Origin of the sequence: Nevskia ramosa DSM 11499 (assembly GCF_000420645.1) — a bacterium.
Classification (GTDB): domain Bacteria; phylum Pseudomonadota; class Gammaproteobacteria; order Nevskiales; family Nevskiaceae; genus Nevskia; species Nevskia ramosa.
The window spans coordinates 900,007-921,408 of the sequence record NZ_ATVI01000006.1; the positions used below are offsets into that span (position 1 = coordinate 900,007).

The following is a 21,402-nucleotide window of genomic DNA, read 5'->3' on the forward strand; positions in this document are numbered from 1 at the left end:
ATTCAGATCAATGGTTTTTTCGTCAAATGTGTTCTTGTTGTTGTTTCTTCCCTTGTTTTTGTCGGTTTATTACCTGACACCGAACAAGCGGAGGATGCGCAACTACGCGATCCTCGCCGGAAGTTACTTTTTCTATGGCTGGTGGCGCCTTGATTTTCTGGCATTGTTTGCTGCCGTCACTGTTTTCAATTATTTCATTGGTGCGGCTATTGGTAACGCCGGCGTCGGGCAGCCGCGAGCGTTGCGCTGGACGAAGATTGGCGTTGTCATAAATCTCGGTGTACTTGGTTATTTCAAGTACGCGAATTTTGGTGTGTCCAGCTTCAATGATCTGGTCGCGAGCTTTGGTTTTGAGCCGTTTTCAATGACGTCGGTGCTGCTGCCGATTGGCATATCGTTCTATATTTTTGAATCGATCAGTTACATTGTTGATGTCTATCGCGGGGATGCCAAGGCAACCAAGCATCCTGTCGATTTCGCTACTTTTGTCTCTCTGTTCCCTCATCTTATTGCGGGACCGATCTTTCGTTACAAGGATCTTGCTGATCAGTTCGAACAGCGCGAGCACTCAGCCGATCTATTCGGCCGTGGTGCGACGAGATTCATGCAGGGATTTGTCAAGAAAGTTATTGTTGCGGACACGGTTGCGCCGCTTGCGGACTATTGTTTTTCGTTGACCAATCCCTCTACGGCTGACGCTTGGCTGGGCACGTTCGCTTACACCGTGCAGTTGTACTTTGATTTCTCCGGTTACAGCGATATGGCCATCGGCTTGGGCCTGATGATTGGCTTCCGATTCATGGAAAATTTCAAAGCGCCATACATTTCGCAAAGCATTACTGAATTCTGGCGCCGGTGGCACATCAGTCTTTCGAGCTGGTTGCGTGACTACCTGTATATACCGCTTGGCGGCAACCGTAACGGCAATATGGCGACGCACCGGAACGTGATTATTACGTTCTTCCTTGGCGGCGTCTGGCATGGTGCCAACTGGACGTTCTTGGTTTGGGGAGCGATGCAGGGATTCATGATCTTCATCGAGCGCGTCCTTGGGATCAGCGGTGCACCCAAGCAGTTTCGACTGGTTCGCTGGACGATCACCTTCGTTCTTGTAATGGTGAGCTGGACGGTGTTTCGCGCAGCAAGCATTAACGATGCGTGGCGTATGTATCAAGCTATGTTCTTTATGAAGAACATTGGGGGTTTTACCGATCCCATGCTGACAAAGATTTCTGGTCTTCAGGTTGGAATGTTGTTGCTGGCTATCCTGGTGGTGTTGGTCGAAGGACTTCGCGAATTTGGGCCACGACTTAAAGCGCCTTCTCAACGAGTTCAAACAGCGGCGATATTGGTATTCCTGTTGCCATTGTTTTTCTTGTCGATCATGAAACTGTCTGCTCAAGGTTATTCGGCTTTCCTTTATTTCCAGTTTTAATAGCCGTAATTCAAGGCCGCCGGCCGGGCATCGAGACTGGGAGCGATACGTGCCAGAAGGTCTGGCCGGTCGAGAACTTACCCTGCGACAAGTTCGTGAGCTGTGGGGCCAGGTCGCGATGAAGCGTCGCCCGTGTTCCGCTTCAGCGTCATCGCCGCGATCGAGCACATGACCCGGGCGCTACGGTTTATGCGCTCGATATCAAGCACTCAGACGAGTTTGGTGCTGATGCGGTGCTTCTCGATCTGTTGCACTGGCGCGGTGTGGAGGAAATCAAGCGTCACGGCGCACCTCGGCCTTGGGAGCTGGTTTGAATGACGGAGGCAGTCTAAAATCGGAATGTCGCTGTCTGTTTGCTTCGACTCTGCTCGACCGAGCCGCGCGTCCCGCTCATGACTGCTTCGGACGCCCCGCTGCGCCCTCTTTTGATTGCCGGCGTCGGTGCCAGCAGCGTCCGCCTGCCGCGCGGCTCCTGGGTGCTTCTGCTCGATTTCCTCGACCAGCGCTTCCCAGATGTCGGCCGCACGGTCTGGCGGGCACGGCTGGCTGAAGGCAAAGTCAGTGATGCCGAGTACGGAAAGCTCGTTCCGGACGCCGCTTTCGCTGCCGGTCGGCTCATTCACTACTACCGCGAACTGCCGCCGGAAACGCCGATCCCATTCGAGGCATCGATCGTTCATCAGGACGAGCAGCTGCTGGTCGCCGACAAACCGCACTTCCTGCCCACCATCCCCTCCGGCCGTTTCGTACAGGAAACGCTGCTCAGCCGGCTCAGGCGCGATACCGGCATCGAGCAGCTGGTGCCGCTGCACCGGCTTGATCGCGGCACTGCCGGGCTGGTGCTGTTCTCGGTCAATCCGCGGACTCGCGGCGTCTACAGCGCGCTGTTCGCGGACCGCCAGATCACCAAGACCTACGAAGCGCTGGCGCCGACGCAGCTTGCCCTTCAGTTCCCGTTGCGTCATTGCAGCCGCATCGTTGCTGGGGAGCCATTCTTCCGGCAGCAGGAAGTCGATGGCGAACCGAATGCGGAAACGCTGATCGAAGTCATCGAGCGGCGTGGCGATCTGAGCCTTTATCGCCTGCAGCCGGTAACGGGCCGCAAGCATCAGCTCAGGGTACAGATGGCGGGGCTTGGTATTCCGATCGTCAATGACGATTGGTATCCGAACCTGCGAGTGGCGGCTGATGCCGAGGACAACTACGCGCTGCCGCTGAAGCTGCTGGCTCGCAGGCTGGCGTTCACGGACCCGATCAGCGGCATGCCAAGGCAGTTCGACAGCGTGCGAGACTTGTAGTCGCGAGGCGTCCGTGCCCGCGCAACCTCTGGCTCAGCGATAGAGAAAATCTATTCATTAGGTTTTAACAATCAATTTGGCTAAAGTCCGTTGAATGTTCAATATGCTCCCGCAGAGTACTCATCCCTCCCGAAACAGGAATTGCCCATGTCGCTGATCAACACCGCCGTCAAGCCGTTTAAGGCCAATGCCTTCCACAACGGCAAGTTCATTGAAGTCACCGAAGCTTCGCTGAAGGGCAAGTGGTCCGTGGTGATCTTCATGCCGGCCGCGTTCACCTTCAATTGCCCGACCGAAGTCGAGGACGCCGCCAACAGCTACGCCGAATTCCAGAAGGCGAACACCGAGGTCTACATCGTCACCACCGATACCCAGTTCTCGCACAAGGTCTGGCACGAGACCTCGCCGGCGGTCGGCAAGGCCAAGTTCCCGCTGGTCGGCGATCCGACCCACCAGCTGACCCGCGCCTTCGACGTGCACATCGACGAAGAAGGTCTGGCCCTGCGCGGCACCTTCATCATCAATCCGGAAGGCGTCATCAAGACGCTGGAAATCCACTCGAACGAGATCGCTCGTGACGTGTCGGAAACGCTGCGCAAGCTGAAGGCCGCGCAATTCACCGCTGCCAACCCGGGGCAGGTCTGCCCGGCCAAGTGGAAGGAAGGCGAGAAGACGCTGAAGCCGTCGCTCGACCTCGTCGGCAAGATCTAAACGATCCTGCTCCGGGCCGACGGCGACGTTGGCCCGGCACTGGCTGTGCAACCGGCGCCCTGCCGCTGCCACTCGTGGCGGTAGGGCGTTTTGTTTCCTGCGGCGCCCCGTTTTACCAATTTCCAGTATCGATTTCGAACGGAGTATTCCGATGCTTGACCAAGACCTGAAGGAACAATTGAAGGGCTACCTCGAGCGCCTCACCCGCCCGCTCGAGATCGTTGCCAATACCGATGGCTCGGAGGGCTCGCGCGACATGCTCGCGTTGCTCGCCGACATCACCGACGTGTCGAACCAGATCACCGTCCGCGAAACCCAGGACGCCGCGATCCGCGCGCCTTCGTTCGCGATCGGCAGCCCCGGCGAGCAGATTTCCCTGCGCTTCGCCGGCCTGCCGCTCGGCCATGAGTTCACCTCGCTGGTGCTGGCGCTGCTGCAGGCCGGCGGCTACCCGCCAAAGGTCAGTGCCGACACCATCGACGCGATCAAGTCGCTCCGCGGTTCGGATGGCGGGCCGCTGAAGTTCGAGAGCTTCTTCTCGCTGTCCTGCCAGAACTGCCCGGACGTCGTCCAGGCGCTGAACCTGATGGCGGTGCTGAACCCGAACATCGAGCATGTCGCGATCGAAGGCAGTGCCTTCCAGGCCGAAGTCGATGCACGCCAGGTGATGTCGGTGCCCTGCATCTTCCTCAATGGCGAAGTGTTCGCTGCGGGCCGCATGGGCGTCGATGAAATCCTCGCCAAGCTCGATACCGGCGCGGCTGCTCGCGAAGCCGAGAAGCTGAAAGAGAAGGCGCCTTATGACGTGCTGATCGTCGGCGGCGGCCCGGCCGGCGCGGCGGCGGCGATCTATGCGGCGCGCAAGGGCATTCGTACCGGTGTTGTCGCCGAGCGTTTCGGTGGCCAGGTGGTCGACACCATGGGCATCGAAAACCTGATCTCGATCCCGGAAACCGAAGGTCCGAAGCTGGTCGCGGCGATGGAGAATCATGTCGGCCACTACGAAGTCGACATCATGAAGCTGCAGCGCGCCGACCAGCTCACGAGTGATGGCGACATGGTCAACGTCGTGCTGGCCAGCGGTGCCACCTTGAAGTCCAAGACCGTGATCCTCGCCACCGGCGCGCGCTGGCGGCAGATGAACGTGCCCGGCGAAGACCAGTATCGCAACAAGGGCGTGGCCTATTGCCCGCATTGCGACGGGCCGCTGTTCAAGGGCAAGCGGGTGGCGGTGATCGGCGGCGGCAACTCCGGCGTCGAAGCGGCGATCGATCTCGCCGGCATCGTCAGCCACGTCACCCTGATCGAGTTCGATGGCCAATTGCGGGCCGACGCGGTGCTGCAGCGCAAGCTCAACAGCCTGACGAACGTCCGCGTGATCACCTCGGCGCAGACCACCGAAGTGCTTGGCGACGGAGCCAAGGTCAACGGATTGAACTACAAGGATCGCGGTACCGGCGACATCCACACGGTCGAACTGGAAGGCGTCTTCGTGCAGATCGGCCTGCTGCCGAACAGCGACTTCCTGAAGGGCTCGGTGGACTTGAGCCCGCGCGGTGAAGTGATCGTCGACGCGCGCGGTGCAACGTCGATGGCGGGCGTGTTCGCCGCTGGCGACGTCACCACCACGCCGTACAAGCAGATCATCATCGCGATGGGCGAAGGCTCGAAAGCGGCGCTGAGCGCCTTCGATCACCTGATCCGCATGGCGGTGCCGGAAGCAGCGCGCAAGGCCGCGTAAGCCGGGCGATGGACAAAAAATGCCGGTCTTCGCGCGCGGCATTTTTTTGTGTGTCACACCGTTTGGCGGCCCTTGCCCGCAGCGCCGCGAGTTCGCTTTAACTCAGCCGCGTTGAAGTCCGATCCCGCAGCCACATGCCGGCGATCATCGTCACCACGAACAGCAGCACTTGTGGCGAGCCGGAAGCGAGATTGGCGATCGCCGGGCCCGGGCACAGGCCGGAGATGCCCCAGCCGATGCCGAACAGCACCGCACCGATCAGCAGCGGACGGTCGATGTCGCGTTTGGTCGGCAGCTGAAAGCGCTCGGCGAACAGCGGCCGCTGACTGCGGCGCACCCACCAGAACACCGGAAAGGTGATCAGCAGCGCCGAGCCCATCACGAAACCAAGCGATGGATCCCATTGGCCGGCGACATCGAGAAACGACGCGACCTTGGCCGGGTCGGTCATGCCGCCCAAGGCCAGGCCGGCGCCGAACAGCAGGCCCGAGAGCAGAGCGATCAGCGCGGTTTTCATGCCGGGCCTCCGATCAGATGGCGGATCAGATAGACGGTGAGCACGCCGAAGGCCATGAAGGTGATCGTCGCCAGGATCGAACGCATCGACAGGCGCGCAATGCCGCAGACGCCATGTCCCGAGGTGCAGCCCGAACTCATGCGGGTGCCGTAGCCGACGATCAGGCCGGCCGCGGCCATGCCGAGCCAGCCGGTCTGCAGTTGCGGCACCGGCAGCGAGGTCGCGAACGCGGTCAGCGCCGCAGCACCGATGACCATGCCGCCGAGGAACATCGTCCGCCAGCGGCGTTCGCCGGTGCTGCGATCGAGCACCAGGCCGCCGAGCACGCCGCTGACACCCGCGATGCGGCCGTTGAAGATGATCATCAGGCCAGCCGCGGAACCGATCAGCAGGCCACCGCCGATGGCGCGCAGCCAGGCATCGGTATCAACAAGCACATTCATCGAATCAGCTCCGGAACGAGTTGGGAAAGAATAGGGTTTTCGATGGCCTGCGCGGCATCGTGGGCTGACAGATGCACGCGTTCTGTGCCGAGCTGCGCGAGCAGATCGGTGCCGGTGAGGCGATCCATCACCGGGCCCTTGACCTCGGCGAGATGCAGCCGGCCGCCAGCCTGCTTCAGTGCCTGTTCCAGCGTCTCCAGCACTTCCAGCCCGCTGGTATCGACATAGGCAACGCCCGACATGATCAGCACCACGTCGTGCGGCCGATCGGCCTCGACGATGTGCGCCTGCAGCTCGGATTCCACTCTGGGGGCGTTGGCGAAATACAGGGTTTCGTCGATCCGCAGCATCACCACGCCGGGCCAGGTGCGCACTTCATGGCGGCGTACGTTGCGGAAGTGCTCGGTGGTGCCGAGCTGGCCGACCACCGCGATGTGCGGCCGGCTGGTGCGATACAGGAACAGCAGCAGCGACAGACCGGCGCCGATCATCAGGCCGGTCTCCACGCCGGCCAGCAGCACGCCGGCAATGGTCGCCGCCTGGGCCGCGCCATCGCCGCGGTCATAACGCCAGGTGTGGCGCAGATGCTTGAAGTCGACCAGCTGCCAGACGGCGACGACGATGATGGCGGCGAGCACTGATTTCGGCAGGCTGGCCAGCAGGCCAGTGAACAGCGCGGCGGCCAGCGCCACCCACAGCGCGGTGATGACGGCGGCGAGCTGGGTGCGCGCGCCGGCATCGAAGTTGACCATGGAGCGCGCGAAGCCACCGGCCACCGGCATCGCGCCGGCGCAGGCGGCGATCAGATTGGTGGCGCCGAGCGCCATCAGTTCTTGGTCCGGGTCGATCTTCTCGTTGCGCCGGAACGCCAGCGCCTTGGCCACCGAGATGCTTTCGACGTAGCCGATCACCGCGATCATCGCCGCTGGCGCCAGCAGCACCCGCCAGCCGTCCTGCGTCAGGAAATCCAGCGACAGCGCCGGAATGCCTTGCGGGATATTGCCGACCACGGCGACGCCCCAGCGCCCGTGGGCATCGAAGGCGGCGGCGATCAAGGTGGCGGCAATCACCAGCAGCAGCGGCGCGGTGCGGCCGATGATCACCGCGTGCTCGCGCTGGATACCCACCTTGCTCAGCGCGCCGACCAGCGGCCCGCGCGCAGCGAGCAGCAGCACGATGGCGCCGAGCCCGAAGGCCAGGGTTTCGCCATCGAGTGCGCCGCGCTGCTTGAACAGCGCCATCAGGATGCCGTCGAGATGCACGTCGCGCGGCACCGGGATGCCGCTCAGGCCGGACAGCTGGGTGCCAATGATGAACAGCGCCGCACCAGTGGTGAAGCCGGCCAGCACCGGATGGCTGATGAAATGGGTCAGCCAACCCAGACGGAGTGCGGCCATCGCCAGCAGGATCGCGCCGGACAGTGCCGACAGGATCAGGGCGCCGCTCAAGTACTTCGTCGGATCGCCGCCGGCATAGGGCGTCAGCGCCGCCGCGACCATCACTGCCGCGACCGCGACCGGGCCCACCGCGAGCGTGCGGCTGGAGCCGAGCAACGCGTAGACCAGCACCGGCAGCACGCTCGCGTACAGGCCGACTTCCGGCGGCAGGCCGGCCAGCAGGGCATAGGCCAGCGCCTGAGGAATCAGCAGGATCGCGGTAATGGTGCCGGCGATGCCGTCCTGGGTGAACTGTGCGCGGTCACCGCTGCGCAGGTCATCGAGTAGCGGCAGCAGTCCTCGCCCTGGCTTGCGCCGCGTCGTGGTGCTCACCGGCTCAAGCGTTTCCGCAGGCGAGATTGGCCGGCACGGCGATGTCCATCATCTTCGGGTTGGGCAGATTCAGGCCGTTCATGATCACCACGTACTCGCCTTCTGTCTTGCCGGCCAGGCGCGGGTTGTGGCGCTTTTCCTCACCGATCGACGAAGCGTTCCAGCCCTTGTAGTCATGGGCCGGGTAGACGGTCACTTCGTCCGGCAGCCGGAACAGCTTGTTGACGATCGAATCCCAGCTCTTGTGCGGGTTGCCGCCCTGGAAATCGGTGCGGCCGCTGCCGCGGATCAGCAGCACATCGCCGGTGAACACGGCGCGCGGCTTGGCGGGATCGAGCACGAAGCTGAATGACTCGTCGGTGTGGCCGGGCGTGTACAGCGCCTGCAGGCGAATGCCGTCGATGCGGATCGTCTCGCCTTCGCGAATCTGCTCGGATACGCAACTCGCCTTGGTGAATTCGCCCATGATGGTCACGCAGCCGGTGGCATCACGCAGATCGCCGAGCGCGGTAATGTGGTCGGCGTGGGTGTGGGTATCGATGGCGCGGATCAGCTTCAGGTCCAGGTCATTGAGGGCAGTGAGATAGTGCTGCGTCTGCTCCTTAACCGGATCGATGATCAGCGCTTCGCGACCCTGCCCGGAAGCCAGCAGATAGGTATAGGTGCTCGATACGGGATCGAAGAACTGGCGAAAAAGCATGATGATCTCGGGCTATTTATTTAGATGTATAAGTTATAACGTTATTCCATAAGCTGATTATAGGATTGGGCTCTTGTTTCTCTCAAGCCCGTTCCGGGCGGAGCCGTTCATGACGCAAACCTCCAACAGCGGCACCGTACTGATCGTCGGCGGCGGTGCCGCCGGCATCACCGTTGCGGCGATGCTGCGCAAGGCGCGTCCGGCCTTGAAAGTGACGATCGTCGAGCCCTCCGAACATCACTACTACCAGCCAGCCTGGACGCTCGTCGGCGGCGGCGCCTACGACATCGACAAGACCCGCCGGCTGACGGCCGAGCTGATTCCGTCCGGCGTCGAATGGGTCCGCGCCCGCGCCGCCGGCTTCGATCCGGCCGCCAGCGAAGTATCGCTCGACGATGGTCGCAAGCTTGGCTACGACCATCTGGTCGTCGCCGCCGGCCTGCAGCTCGACTGGCAGAAGATCGATGGTCTGAACGTCACCTTGGGACAGAACGGCGTCTCGAGCAATTACCGTTTCGATCTGGCGACCTACACCTGGCAAAGCATCCAGGCGGTGCGTGGCGGCGCGGCGCTGTTCACCCAGCCGGCGATGCCGATCAAATGCGCCGGCGCGCCGCAGAAAGCGATGTATCTGGCGGCCGATCACTTCCGCCGCAACAGTCTGAAGGTCGACGTCAGCTTCCACACGCCGGGGCCGTCGATGTTCGGCGTGCCGTTCTACGCCAAGGCGCTCAGCGAGGTGGTCGCCCAGTACGGCATCACGCCGCGCTACAACCATAATTTGGTCGCCGTCGATGGTCCGGGCAAGCGCGCCGTGTTCGAGACCGGCCCGGCCGAGGCGCGCACGAAGGTCGAGTTCGGTTTCGATTTCCTGCACGTGGTGCCGCCTCAGTCCGCACCCGACTTCATCAAGAGCAGCCCGCTCGCCGATGCCTCTGGCTGGGTGGCGGTCGACAAGCAGACCTTGCGGCACACGCAGCATGCCAACGTCTGGGGCCTCGGCGATTGCACGACCACGCCGAACTCGAAGACTGCCGCCGCCGTCCGCGCCCAGGCGCCGGTGCTGGTTGCCAATCTGCTGCGTGCGCTCGGCGGTGCTGGCGAAGAAGCGCGTTACGACGGTTATGCGTCCTGCCCGCTGACCACCTCGCGCGGCAAGATCATGCTCGCCGAGTTCGTCTACGACGGCGTGGTCACGCCGAGCTTCGCTGGCGATCCGCGCATTCCGCGCCGCCGCTACTGGTGGCTGAAGAAACACTATCTGCCCTATCTGTACTGGGAGCAGATGCTGCGCGGCACGCCGGGGCCGGACTGGCACCGCAAGCGCGATTACCCGGAAGCAGTCCCGGCGCTCGTTCCCTAGCCGTTCGAATCCCGTTGCTGCCGGCGCCACTGGCCCGGCGCTAGGCCCGTCCAGCGCTGGAACGCTCGCGTGAACGCGGCCTGATCGGTGTAGCCGAGCAGCTGCGCAACTTCAGCCAGCTTCAGTCGCGGATCGCCGAGCCAGGCTTCAGCGAGGCCACGCCGGGTGTCATCGAGCGCGGTCTGGAAACCGGTGCCGGCGGCATCGAGCCGGCGCTGCAGAGTGCGTGACGAGCAATGCAGCCGCCGCGCGCAGGCGGCGAGGCTGGCATCGCCCTCGCGCAGTGCGGCGGCAATCGTTTCCCGCAGGCGGCGCTCGAAATCATCGACCGGCGGCAGTCGCGCCAGTAGCGTCCGCGCCTGGACATCGAGCATTGCGCGCAGGGCTTCGTCGGGTTGGCGCAACGGCGCAGCGAGCATCGCGGCAGGCAGGCGGATGACGGTGGTCGGCGCGTTGAAGCGCACTTCGCAGCCGAAGAACGCCTGATACGGCGCGAGATCGGCCGGCACCGCATTGATGAACGATACCGCCAGCGGCGCCGCCAGCGGCAGCGCAGTGATGTTGCGGGCGTAGGCAACCAGGGCGGCGATCGCGCATTCGTCGACCAACTGGCCTGGTCGGCCACGCGCCTCGCCCCATTCCAGGGTCACGCCTTCGGCATCGAGCCGCACCGTGCCCGGATTGACGTCGTAGACCAGACGTTCGTACTCGGCGACTCTGCTCAGCGCTTCGGCCAGGGTTGCGCAGCACAAGGTCAGATAGCCGAGCAGGCCGAAATGCGCGGGCTGGATGTGCGCACCCACGGCCAGCCCTAGCGCCGGTTCACCCAGCGCGGCATCGGCTTTTTCCAGCAATGCCGCCCAATGCGTGACCGGCACCCGGAGCAGCCCACCGGCATCAGCTGCTGGCGCAGATTCGCCGAGCACGGCCACGGCATCACGACCGCGCGCCGCCAAGTACTCGTGCAGCAGACGCACGTAAGTCGCGGACACATGGCCATGCAGGGTCGTCATCGTCGCGCAGCCGCCTTGGCGTGAAAGATCAAAAGAATGGCGGCGAGCGGTCAATCGGCGCAAGCCGGACCAGCGGACAATCTGCTCAAACAAGACGCTGGAGGAGACCGCGATGATGGACCTGATCAACTCGATGTTCGGCCCGCATATCGACTGGAAACAAGTGGTGCTGACGGCGATGACGCCGCTGTTCCTGATCGCCTTCGCGATCGAATGGCAGGTGATGCGCGGCCGTGGCCAGCGTGCGCCGTTCAACGGCAAGGAGATCGTTGCCAACCTGATGCTCGGCGGCGCGTACCAGATCTTCGAAGTGATCGCCCATGCGCTGATCACGGCAGCAGCAGTGGCCTGGTTCTGGCAGCACCGCCTGATCGACGAGCTGCCGGTCAACGGCTGGACGATCCTGCCGATCTTCTTCGCCGTCGAGCTCTGCTACTACGGCTTTCATCGCGGCAGCCATCGCATCCGCTGGTTCTGGTCGGCGCATGTCGTCCACCACACCGGCAAGGTCATGAACATGACCACGGCGATGCGCCAGAGCCTGCTTTATTCGATCACCGGCTGGTGGCTGTTCTTCATGCCGCTGGTGCTGCTCGGCGTGTCGCCGGCGGTGGTGTTCTTCCTGTACGGCGTGAACCTGAGCTACCAGTACTTCGTGCATACGGAAAGCGTCGGCAAGCTGCACCCCTGGATCGAGTACGTGTTCAACACGCCGTCGCATCATCGCGTGCATCACGGCCGCAACGCGCAGTACATCGACAGGAACTACGGTGGCGTGCTGATCCTGTTCGATCGCTGGTTCGGCAGCTTCGAACCGGAAGTCGAGAAGGTCGATTACGGCATCGCCGTGCGCCAGCCGGAAAGCCACAACCTGCTGGTCCTGAACTTTCACGAGTTCCGCGACATGTGGCGCGAGGTGATCAGGCCTGGCGCGGTGATCGAGCGGCTCAAGGTGCTGGTCAAGCCGCCGGAGTGGGTGCGGGGTAGCTAGCGCGCACCTGTACACGTGATCTGAAGGAGGGCCTTCGGCCCGTTCCGATGAAACTCCAACCCGTATCAGACAGGTTCAGAGAGTGTCATCAAACTGTATTTATCGGCCAATAAAATCTTAGGGTTTTCATTGCCGATCGGCTGTTCTGTCTGAGCAGAGCTGTCAATTCGGAGAATATCAGCAAAACATTCACATTAAATATACTTTCCGATTGTTACAAGACCATGAAAAAAGCGTCGCTCGCTGCTGTGCTCTCGTTATCTGCGGTTCTCCCCAGCTTTGCCGCGACGCTTGATCTGTTCGTCGATCAGAAGAGCGGGCAAATATTCGCCGAGCCGGGCCCTGGCCGATCCAAACTCGGGACCTTCGTCCAGGTGGACGAGACCAAGGACGCTGCTCCGGTCGCAACACCAGCCGCACCGGTTGCTGCTGCGCCTGTTGCGCCGCCTCCGGCGGTTGTCGCCGCCGCCCCTGCACCGGCCGCCGCCAAGCCGGCCGACAAGAAGTGGTACGACCGGCTGGCGCTGCGCGGCTACACCCAGCTGCGTTTCGACCAGGGTCTGGACGCCACGGCCAAGGATCTGCGCTCGCCCGGCGATCGCTTCATCGGCGACAACCAGAGCCTCGGCATTCGTCGCGCGCGCGTCATCCTTAGTGGTGACATCAGCGAGCATCTGTCGCTCTACCTGCAGCCGGATTTCGCCAGCACGCCGACCGGATCGACCACCGGCAACTTCGCCCAGCTGCGCGATCTCTATGCCGACATCTTTTTCGACAAGAAGCACGAGTACCGAATTCGCGCCGGCCAGTCGAAGATTCCCTATGGTTGGGAAAACCTGCAGTCCAGCCAGAACCGTCTGACTCTGGACCGCACGGATGCGCTCAATAGCGCCGTCCGTGACGAGCGCGATCTCGGGCTGATCTTCTACTACGCACCTGCGGAAATCGCCGAGCGCTTCCGCATGCTGGTCCGGGACGGGCTCAAGGGCTCGGGCGACTACGGCCTGTTCGGCCTCGGCGTCTACAACGGCCAGGGCGCCAACCGCCTTGAAGCCAACAACAGCCTGCATACCGTTGCCCACATCAGCTACCCGTTCAAGTTCGACTCAGGCCAGATCGTCGAACTCGGCCTCGATGGCTACAACGGCTACTACCGGACCAGTTCCGGCTCGATCAGCGTCAACGGCGAAACCTTCACGCCGACCACCAATACCCGGCCGCGCGGTTTCAAGGATCAGCGCATCGCCGCGCATTTCATCATCTATCCACAGCCGTTCGGTCTGCAGGGCGAGTGGACCGTTGGCAAGGGCCCCGAGCTGGATCTCGGCCAGAAGCGGGTCGACGTGCAGTCACTGAGCGGCGGCTACCTGCAGGCGATGTACCGCACGCCGGGCCCGATCGGCATGCTGACGCCGTACGTGAAGTACCAGACGTATGACGGCGGCGCCAAATTCGACACCAATGCGCCGCATTTCGATGTCGAGGAAATCGAAGCCGGCCTGGAATGGCAGTTCTGGCCGGAACTGGAACTGACCATGGCCTATGCGCACATGGAGCGCACCAACGTCACCGCCGCGCCGTACAGCGTCGTCGACGGCAGCCTGCTGCGCATGCAGCTGCAGTGGAACTACTAGAGCGTCTGCAAAAACTCGTCATTCCCGCCTGCGCGGGAATGACGTGCCGCTCAGCCGTTCTTGACCCGCGACACCAGCGCCGCCGCATAAGCCGAAGTGCTCGCCGATCCACCGAGATCGCCGGTACGGATGTTGTCGACGTTCAGCGTGTCGTTGACTGCCTTGCGCAGCCGCGTTGCCTTGTCGGTGAGCTTGACGTGGTCGAGCATCATCGCGGCCGCCAGCAGCAGTGCCGTGGGATTGGCCTTCTGCTGACCGGCGATGTCCGGTGCCGAACCATGCACGGCTTCGAAGATCGCGGCATCGGTACCGATGTTCGCACCCGGCGCCATCCCTAAGCCGCCGATCAGGCCGGCGACCAGATCGCTCAGGATGTCGCCGAACAGGTTGGTGGTCACCAGCACGTCGAACTGCCAGGGATCGAGCACCAGCTTCATCGCGCAGGCATCGACGATGATCTCGCTCATCTGCACTTTGCCGTGATAGCCCTTCTCGATGTACAGATCGCGGGCGGTCTCCAGGAAGATGCCGGTCAGCGCTTTCATGATGTTGGCCTTGTGCACCACGGTGACCTTCTTGCGGCCGGTGGCGATGGCGAAATCGAAGGCGTATTCGAGGATGCGCCGGCAGCCCTGGCGGGTGTTGATGCCGGTCGACATGCCGACCGCATGCGGATCACCGCCGATCGGGATGAAGTGCTCGTAGCCCATGTACAGGCCTTCGATGTTCTCGCGCACCACCACCAGATTGATGTTCTCGTAGCGTTTGCCGGGAATCAGCGTCAGCGCCGGCCGCAGGTTCGCGTAGAGCTGGAATTCCTCGCGCAGGCGCACGTTCGATGAGCGATAGCCGCCGCCGCTCGGAGTTTCCAGCGGGCCCTTCAGCGCCAGGCGCGTGCGGCGGATCGAATCCAGCGTGGCCTTCGGCAGCGGATCGCCTTCCAGGGTGACGCCGGCCAGGCCGGCGATCTGGGTATCCCAGTCGAACGGCGCTTCCAGTGCGTCGAGCACGGCGAGCGTGGCATCGACGATTTCAGGGCCGATGCCGTCTCCGGGAATCAGTGTGGCGGGAATGCGGGCGATGGTCATGGCGGACTCTGGGAGGCGGGAGGGTATTGGCAAGCGACTATGCGCAGCAAGCTTTGCGCCGGGATGGTCGGATCGGCGTGCTAATCGCCTTCCGGTTTCCGGCGCGCGCGCGGATGGGCTTGGTCATAAACGGTGGCCAAGCGCTTCCAGTCGAGCTGGGTGTAGATCTGCGTGGTGGCCAGGCGGGCGTGGCCGAGCAGCTCCTGCACGGCTCTGAGATCACCGCTGCCTTCGAGCAGATGCGTCGCGAACGAATGACGCAGCTTGTGTGGATGCAGATGCGCCGGCAGCCCGGTGCGCTGTGCCCAGGCATGCAGCGCGGTGCCGATCTGGGTGCGGCCGAGGCGGCCGCCTCGCGGGCCGGTGAACAGCGCGCGTTCGCCGACGGAAGCGATCGTCGCGCGATCGCGCAGCCAGGCATCGAGTGCCGCGCGGGCATGGCTGCCGACCGGCGTGATCCGTTCGCGATTGCCCTTGCCGATCACCCGGAGTTCGTCAGGAAAGCCGTTCGCGGCATCCGGCGGCACATCGAGCTGATGCAGTTCGGCGAGGCGCAGACCGGCGCTGTAGAACAGCTCGACCATCGCTCGGTCGCGGCGCTCGAACGCCGTGCTCGCGGGTGCACCGAGTGCAGCGCTGAGGTCTTCGGCGTGGATCACTTTCGGCAGTACCCGCGCGCCTTTCGGGCCGCGCACGCCGGTGGCCGGGTTGTGGCTCAACTCACCGCTGCGAATCAGGAAACGGAACAGGCCGCGGACGCAGGACAGGTAGCGGCGCAGGGTCGGCGGCTGCAGGCCCTTGCGATGGCTGCGGGTCAGAAAGCCGCGCACCGTGTGGATATCGACTTTCGCCGGCTCGCTGATGCCGCATTCGCGGCAATAAGCCAGAAAGAAACCGCATTCTCGGGCGACGGCGCTGGTGGTGGTCTTCGGCGATTGCCGCTCCACGGTCAGGTGCCGCAGGTAACGGGCGAGCGCGTCGCTCAGCGCATCGCCCGTCGATTCGGAACTGGCAGCTGACAGGTCGATGCCCTAATTCATCCGTGCGCGGACGGCGGCGGATACCAGCTCTGCGGTCATTTCCAGGAACAGCTTGCCCTGCCGCGGCTGGAAGCGTTCGAGATCACGCGAGCCGAGTGCGATGAAGCCGAGATGCTTGTCCTTCTCCAGCGGCACCACGGCCGCCGAGGCGATCAGTACGTCGGCTTTCGGGAACAGCAGCTTGGTCTTGTCCGGCTCGATCGGCCCGCAGTCGATCAGCCGCGTACGCAGGAAGTTGTCGTAGGCGCGAGCGATCGCGCCATTGGCTTCGATCGGCACGATGCCGTCGATGTCGTGGCGCCGATAGGCCGGCGCATGCAGGCCGAGGAAGACGTCATCGATGTCGAAATCGTCCTTCATCGAGGTCTTCAGCGCCGCGGCGATCGCGGCCAGCGAGGGTGCGCGGATCAGGCTCAGACTGAGCTTCAACACCTTGTCGGCTCGCGCCTCGTTGGCCTTGGCGCTGTCCAGCAGCTTCTCCAGCCGCGCTTCCAGCCGCTGGTTGCGGCCACGCAGCAGATCGACCTGACGCTCGATCAGCGACACCGCCGAACCGGCCGCGTGGGTGATCTCGATCTGCTCCAGCAGTTGCGGATGGCGGGTCAGCAGCAGCGGATCGCGGTTCAGATAGGCGATCACCTGCGCCTCGTCCGGCAGTGTCACCGTGGTTTCGCCCGGGGTCGGCGCGCTGGTTTCGGTCAGATCGACCACTCGAATCTCCCTTCAAAAACCGTGGCGGCGGGGCCGGTCATCAGCACCGGCGACGCATCGAGGCCATCCCATTCCAGGTTCAGCAGACCGCCTCGCAGCGACAGTTCGGCGCGGCTGTCGAGCAGACCCCAGCTTCTGGCGACGGCGAAGGCTGCGCAGGCGCCGCTGCCGCAGGCCAGGGTTTCGCCGGAGCCTCGTTCGTAGACGCGGAGCCTGGCGTGAGTCGCATCGATGACCTGCAGGAAGCCGACGTTGACCGATTCCGGAAACAGCGCATGCGCCTGCAGCAAGGGGCCGATCCGTTCGACTTCGGCGCTGTCGACGTCATCGACCCGGATCACCGCATGCGGATTGCCCATGCCGACGGCGCCGAAACGAACGCGGCTGCCGTCGGCGAGCGTGGCCTCGTAATGCGCGGCGCGGGCATCGGCCGCCAGCGGAATCGCGGACGGTGTAAAGCGCGGCGCGCCCATGTCGACGGTCACTTCGCCGTTGTCGAGCAGGCGCAATTCCAGGCTGGCGCTGGTGGTCTGCACGCGCAGCGCGTGCTTCTGGCTCAGGCCGTGATCGGCGACGAAGCGGGCCAGGCAGCGCGCGCCGTTGCCGCATTGGCCGACCTGCGAGCCATCGGCGTTGTAGATGCGATAGCCGAAATCGACCTCGGCGGACGGCGCGGGATCGACCACTAGCACCTGATCGCAACCGATGCCGAAACGGCGATCGGTCAGGCGGTGCAGCAGCGCGGCATCCGGCTGGAACGGCTGGATCGTGGCGTCGATGACCACGAAATCGTTCCCCAGGCCATGCATCTTCGTGAAGGTGACGGCGCCTGGGGTAGCTGGCGGGAGGGCGGGGGCGAAATCCATCCAGCCAGCGTAGCGGCTTAGGCCGACCCTGTCATGGCGCAGCGTGCACAACGTCGGTTCTGCTGCGCGTCGTCGAGCTCTACCTATGGCCGCCGCTCCGCCTGATGGACGGCGAACGGAATGACTGTCGTTTGATAACAAGAATTCTTATCATCTAATATTGACTTCAGATTTACTAAAACTTCACTGCGCCCTCCACACGGCAACGTGACCAGCATCCGAACCACTCAGGACCCTGCTCCCGATGCCGCTGAACCTGCTGACGCTGCCTTCCCGGAAACTGCCCGGGAAATTCACGCTCGCTTTCTCTGCGGCCATGCTGGCGGCGCTGTCCCTGCCAGCGATGGCCGCGACTCAGCAGGAGCTGCTGGAGCAGAAGGTCGATGCGCTGGCCAAGCAGCTGGAAGCGCTGCAAGCGGAACTGAAAGCGCTGAAGGCCGAGAAAGCTGAAGCGGCAGCTGCGCCGGCCGCTGCCTCCCCAGCCGCGACCGCAGCATCAGATCCTTCGGCCCAGCCCACCCGTCAGGACGCCCGCGCTGTCGCCGAGCACAAGGAAGCCTTCCTGTCCGGCTATGGCGAGGTCAACTTCAGCCGTTACGACCATGACGCCAGCCGCACCGAAGCCACCGTGCGCCGCGCCGTGTTCGGCATCGGCTACCGCTTCAACGACAGCACCAGCTTCGTCTCCGAGTTCGAGACCGAGAACACCGTGGTGTCGGCCGAGGATGGCGGCGAATTCGAGGTCGAGCAGTTCTACATCGACCACCGCTTCAACGATTACCTCAGCACCAAAGTCGGCCTGATCCTGATCCCGATCGGCTACCTGAACACCGCGCACGAGCCGACCCGCTACTTCGGCGTAGAGCGCAACAATGTCGAGACGCGGATCATCCCGTCGACGGAACGTGAAGGCGGCATCTCGCTGTACGGCCGCACGCCGTTCGGGCTCAGCTACGACGTCGGCCTGACCACCAGCTTCAATCTGTCGAACTGGGATTACGCCTCGCCGGAAGGCGCCTATTCACCGCTCGGCTCGATCCACGGCGAACTCGCCAATAGCCGCGCCTCCGATCTTGCCCAGTACGTGTCGCTGAACTACGACGGCATCACCGGCGTCAATTTCGGCGGCAGCGTGTTCACCGGCGAAGTCGGCCAGAACCAGAATGTCGGCGTCACGGCCAGCCCGCGGTTCACGCTGTGGGAAACCCATGCCCGCTATACCCAAGGCCCGTTGCAGTTGCAGACGCTGTACGCCCACGGCGGTTTCAGCGACACCGCCGCGCTGAACCTGGCCAATGCCGGCGCGCTGACGCCGATTCCGAAAGCCTATTTCGGCTGGCTGGTGCAGGGTGCCTATCGGGTCTGGCGCGCAGGCGATTACGCGCTGACGCCGTTCGTGCGTTACGAGCGCTTCAACACCGGTTCCGACTACGCCGGCCAGCCGCCCGGCTTCGGCGCCGTCGATCGGCCGACCGAAACCGCGTACACCTACGGCACCAGCTTCTTCATCACGCCCAACCTGGTGCTGAAAGCGGATTACCAGCAGTACCGTCGCGCCAAGGAAGACAACCGCTTCAACCTCGGCGTCGGTCTGCAGTTCTATTGAGCCGAGACTGAGGCCAGACGTGAGCATGTCGTCGCGGATCGTGTTGTTGCCCCTCGTGGCCCTGGTGGCCAGCGCGCCGGCGCGGGCGACGGTCTATCTGTCGATCGAGGACGCGCAGCAGGCGATGTTCGGTGCCTCGGCGATGACCGCGCAGCCGCTGACGCTCGACACGACGCAGATGGCCGCGATCGAGAAAGCCAGCGGCGTGCCGGTGCGCGGCAGCCTGGTGCGAGCCTGGCGCGCGGCCGATGGCGGCTGGTTTCTGGTCGACGCCGTAATCGGCAAGAGCGAGCTGATTACCTACGCGATCGGCCTCGATGCCACCGGCCGGGTCAAGCAGGTGGAAGTGCTCGAATACCGCGAATCGCACGGCGGCGAAATCCGCTATCCGGGCTGGCGCAAGCAGTTCGTCAACAAGAAGGCGGGCGACGAACTGCGCGTCGGCGACGACATCCAGGGCATCAGCGGCGCAACCTTGTCCTGCGAACACGTCACCGATGGCATCCGTCGTCTGCTGGCGACTTATGCGCTGGTGCTGAAGCCACTGGCCTGAAGCCTGTCGTTCCGGCGCCGGTAAACTTGCGGCGATGACTTCCAAACACCGGCATCCACCAGGCACCCACGATTCCGATGCGCCAGTGCCGGCGTTCCTGCTGCGCGCCCGGCGCCTGGCGTCGATCGCCTCGGCCCGGATGCCGGACTGGCAGCGCCGCGCCGTCTATGGGGCGACCACACTGCTGCTGCTCAGCGGCGCAGCCTGGTTGCTGCTCCATTACTACGGCGCCATCGAGGGCGAATTCGGCCCGTCGCCCAGCCATTGGGAGCACCCGGCGCTTGCCGTGCACGGCGCGGCGTCGATGGGCTTCCTGTTCCTGCTCGGCAGCCTGCTGCCGGTCCACGTGATGCGCGGCCTGACCCTGCACCGCAACCGGCTGACCGGCTACGCGCTCCTCGCAGTGAACTGCCTGCTCGCCCTCAGCGGTTACGGCCTGTACTACGCCGGTGGCGACCAGCTGCGCGCCGCGATCAGCCTGCTGCACTGGCTGCCGGGCTTGCTGCTGGCGGCGTTGCTGGTCGTCCATATCGTCCTCGGCCGCCGCCAGCGCAGCGAATGAATCGGCTTCGCCGCGCACGGCCCTGGCTCGGGACCTTGGTCGAGATTTCGCTCGCGGCAGACTTCGATACGCCGGCGCTGCTGGCGGCCGTCGAAGCTGCCTATGCCGCGATCGCTCGCGTGCACGTCGCAATGAGCGTGCACGAGCCGGCCAGCGAGCTGTCGCGGCTGAATCGCAGTGCTCATCTGGCGGCGGTGCCGGTCAGCGCTGATGTGCTGACGGTGCTGCGAGCGGCGCTGTCATTCGCCGAAGACAGCGATGGCGCCTTCGATCCGGTGGTCGGCGGCCGCCTGACTGCGCTCGGCCTGCTGCCGGCCTGCGAGGTGACTGCCGCACCACAGTCCACCTGGCGTGACGTGCTGATCGACGGCGATCAGCTGCGCTTCCGTCAGCCGCTGCGCCTCGATTTCGGCGGCATCGCCAAGGGTTACGCGGTCGATCTGGCGATCGAGCAACTGCGCGCTGCCGGCATCGCCGAAGCGCAGGTGAACGCCGGAGGCGATCTGCGCGTGTTCGGCCCTGCCTCGCAGCGGATCGCGCTGCGTGATCCACGTGCGCCATCGCAGTGGTCGCAGATCGTCGAGCTTGACGATCAGGCCCTGGCGACCAGCGCGCCGTACTACGCGGCCGGCTCGTCACCCAGCGCGCTGATCGATCCGCGCAGCGGCAGCCCGTATGCCGGAGCCGACAGCATCAGCGTCATCGCGCCGACTTGCCTGGCCGCCGATGCGCTGACCAAGGTCGCGCTGTTCGCGTCGCCGGCGCTGCTCGAAGCGCTGCTCGAACGGCACGATGCCCAGTTATTGATCCAGCGCTGCGCAGACTGAAGCTGCCGCCGTAAGCTTCGCGTCCGCGTCAAACGCAGGTCTGGAAGCATGAGCACAACGGTGATCCATCGTGGCGGCTGCCATTGCGGCGCCGTCCGGTTCGAAGTCGATGCCCCAGCGCGGGTGCGGGTGCAGTCCTGCAACTGCTCGATGTGCCGGCCCAGCGGCTACCTGCATCTGATCGTGCCAGCGAGCGCTTTCCGGCTGCTGCAGGGTACGGACCAGCTCAGCGCGTACACCTTCAACACCGGTATCGCCAAGCACCTGTTCTGCAAGGTCTGCGGCATCAAATCGTTCTATGTGCCGCGTTCGAACCCGGACGGCTTTTCGGTGAATCTGAATTGCCTGGACGCGGGCAGCATCGAGTCGGTGGAGATCGACGCCTTCGATGGCCAGAACTGGGAGCAGCACGGCGAATCGCTGGCGCATCTCAGTCGCTGACGGCTGTCCGGGGCCGAAAATCTCAGCAGGACCGGAATAATTAGTGAAATGTTTGTAAATGCGATTTGTTTACATTAACGTCGCGGCAAACAA

Annotated in this window: 21 protein-coding genes; 12 read left to right on the plus strand and 9 right to left on the minus strand. The window is 63.8% G+C overall.

The annotated features are described in order from the left end of the window. The first annotated feature begins 10 nt into the window (after positions 1-10). From G513_RS0111015 to ahpF, 4 genes are all read left to right on the plus strand, one after another. Positions 11-1,435, plus strand: coding sequence for an MBOAT family O-acyltransferase (locus G513_RS0111015; protein WP_022976900.1), 1,425 nt, complete (start codon positions 11-13; stop codon positions 1,433-1,435). A gap of 392 nt (positions 1,436-1,827) precedes the next feature. Continuing rightward, complete coding sequence (locus tag G513_RS0111020) at positions 1,828-2,733, plus strand: pseudouridine synthase (protein WP_022976901.1); 906 nt, start codon at positions 1,828-1,830, stop codon at positions 2,731-2,733. 147 nt (positions 2,734-2,880) lie between these two features. Then, positions 2,881-3,444, plus strand: coding sequence for an alkyl hydroperoxide reductase subunit C (gene ahpC, locus G513_RS0111025; protein WP_022976902.1), 564 nt, complete (start codon positions 2,881-2,883; stop codon positions 3,442-3,444). 151 nt (positions 3,445-3,595) lie between these two features. Next, the gene (gene ahpF / locus G513_RS0111030) at positions 3,596-5,185 is read left to right on the plus strand and encodes an alkyl hydroperoxide reductase subunit F (RefSeq protein ID WP_022976903.1); all 1,590 of its coding nucleotides are present in this window, start codon (positions 3,596-3,598) and stop codon (positions 5,183-5,185) included. Positions 5,186-5,282: 97 nt separating this feature from the next. Here the strand turns inward: ahpF and G513_RS0111035 are convergent, their stop codons facing one another. Genes G513_RS0111035 through G513_RS0111050 form a run of 4 tightly spaced genes read right to left on the minus strand, consistent with a single transcriptional unit; the run spans position 5,283 to position 8,614 of the window. After that, on the minus strand, positions 5,283-5,702 hold the full coding sequence (locus G513_RS0111035) for a YeeE/YedE family protein (protein WP_022976904.1): 420 nt from the start codon (positions 5,700-5,702) through the stop codon (positions 5,283-5,285). After that, on the minus strand, positions 5,699-6,145 hold the full coding sequence (locus G513_RS0111040; RefSeq protein WP_022976905.1) for a YeeE/YedE family protein: 447 nt from the start codon (positions 6,143-6,145) through the stop codon (positions 5,699-5,701). The genes G513_RS0111035 and G513_RS0111040 overlap by 4 nt, the downstream gene beginning before the upstream one ends. Further along, a complete protein-coding gene (locus G513_RS0111045; RefSeq protein ID WP_022976906.1) occupies positions 6,142-7,914 on the minus strand; it encodes a SulP family inorganic anion transporter in 1,773 nt (590 codons plus the stop codon). Before G513_RS0111045 ends, G513_RS0111040 begins: the two co-directional genes overlap by 4 nt. Positions 7,915-7,918: 4 nt before the next feature. Continuing rightward, a complete protein-coding gene (locus G513_RS0111050) occupies positions 7,919-8,614 on the minus strand; it encodes an MBL fold metallo-hydrolase (RefSeq protein WP_022976907.1) in 696 nt (231 codons plus the stop codon). Between the two features lie 109 nt (positions 8,615-8,723). On the opposite strand from G513_RS0111050, the gene G513_RS0111055 reads away from it, so the two are divergent. Beyond that, a complete protein-coding gene (locus G513_RS0111055; protein ID WP_022976908.1) occupies positions 8,724-9,977 on the plus strand; it encodes an NAD(P)/FAD-dependent oxidoreductase in 1,254 nt (417 codons plus the stop codon). Here G513_RS0111055 and G513_RS0111060 read toward each other — a convergent pair. After that, positions 9,974-10,990 (minus strand): AraC family transcriptional regulator, encoded by a 1,017-nt coding sequence (locus G513_RS0111060; protein WP_022976909.1) that lies wholly within the window; start codon positions 10,988-10,990, stop codon positions 9,974-9,976. The two genes, G513_RS0111055 and G513_RS0111060, sit on opposite strands and share 4 nt — an antisense overlap. Positions 10,991-11,102: 112 nt before the next feature. On the opposite strand from G513_RS0111060, the gene G513_RS0111065 reads away from it, so the two are divergent. Then, on the plus strand, positions 11,103-11,981 hold the full coding sequence (locus tag G513_RS0111065) for a sterol desaturase family protein (RefSeq protein ID WP_022976910.1): 879 nt from the start codon (positions 11,103-11,105) through the stop codon (positions 11,979-11,981). Between the two features lie 224 nt (positions 11,982-12,205). Next, entirely contained in the window at positions 12,206-13,615 is a 1,410-nt protein-coding gene (locus tag G513_RS0111070; RefSeq protein WP_022976911.1) for a porin, read from the plus strand. Between the two features lie 50 nt (positions 13,616-13,665). Here the strand turns inward: G513_RS0111070 and G513_RS0111075 are convergent, their stop codons facing one another. From G513_RS0111075 to dapF, 4 genes are all read right to left on the minus strand, one after another. Beyond that, positions 13,666-14,703, minus strand: coding sequence for an isocitrate/isopropylmalate dehydrogenase family protein (locus G513_RS0111075; protein ID WP_022976912.1), 1,038 nt, complete (start codon positions 14,701-14,703; stop codon positions 13,666-13,668). Positions 14,704-14,783: 80 nt separating this feature from the next. Next, positions 14,784-15,731 (minus strand): tyrosine recombinase XerC, encoded by a 948-nt coding sequence (locus tag G513_RS0111080; RefSeq protein ID WP_156891547.1) that lies wholly within the window; start codon positions 15,729-15,731, stop codon positions 14,784-14,786. Positions 15,732-15,734: 3 nt separating this feature from the next. Beyond that, positions 15,735-16,454, minus strand: a complete 720-nt coding sequence (locus G513_RS0111085) for a DUF484 family protein (protein ID WP_022976914.1) — start codon at positions 16,452-16,454, stop codon at positions 15,735-15,737. After that, entirely contained in the window at positions 16,442-17,263 is an 822-nt protein-coding gene (gene dapF / locus G513_RS0111090) for a diaminopimelate epimerase (RefSeq protein WP_028475426.1), read from the minus strand. The genes G513_RS0111085 and dapF overlap by 13 nt, the downstream gene beginning before the upstream one ends. Before the next feature lie 301 nt (positions 17,264-17,564). On the opposite strand from dapF, the gene G513_RS0111095 reads away from it, so the two are divergent. From G513_RS0111095 to G513_RS0111115, 5 genes are read left to right on the plus strand one after another with little or no spacing between them, the layout of a single operon-like run. Next, positions 17,565-18,926, plus strand: coding sequence for a porin family protein (locus G513_RS0111095; protein WP_022976916.1), 1,362 nt, complete (start codon positions 17,565-17,567; stop codon positions 18,924-18,926). A gap of 25 nt (positions 18,927-18,951) precedes the next feature. Continuing rightward, the gene (locus tag G513_RS0111100) at positions 18,952-19,479 is read left to right on the plus strand and encodes an FMN-binding protein (protein WP_022976917.1); all 528 of its coding nucleotides are present in this window, start codon (positions 18,952-18,954) and stop codon (positions 19,477-19,479) included. Between the two features lie 34 nt (positions 19,480-19,513). Beyond that, positions 19,514-20,041, plus strand: a complete 528-nt coding sequence (locus G513_RS0111105; RefSeq protein ID WP_156891550.1) for a DUF4405 domain-containing protein — start codon at positions 19,514-19,516, stop codon at positions 20,039-20,041. Further along, the gene (locus G513_RS22585; RefSeq protein WP_022976919.1) at positions 20,038-20,868 is read left to right on the plus strand and encodes an FAD:protein FMN transferase; all 831 of its coding nucleotides are present in this window, start codon (positions 20,038-20,040) and stop codon (positions 20,866-20,868) included. Before G513_RS0111105 ends, G513_RS22585 begins: the two co-directional genes overlap by 4 nt. A 48-nt stretch (positions 20,869-20,916) precedes the next feature. After that, positions 20,917-21,309, plus strand: coding sequence for a GFA family protein (locus tag G513_RS0111115; protein ID WP_022976920.1), 393 nt, complete (start codon positions 20,917-20,919; stop codon positions 21,307-21,309). Positions 21,310-21,402 lie beyond the last annotated feature (93 nt).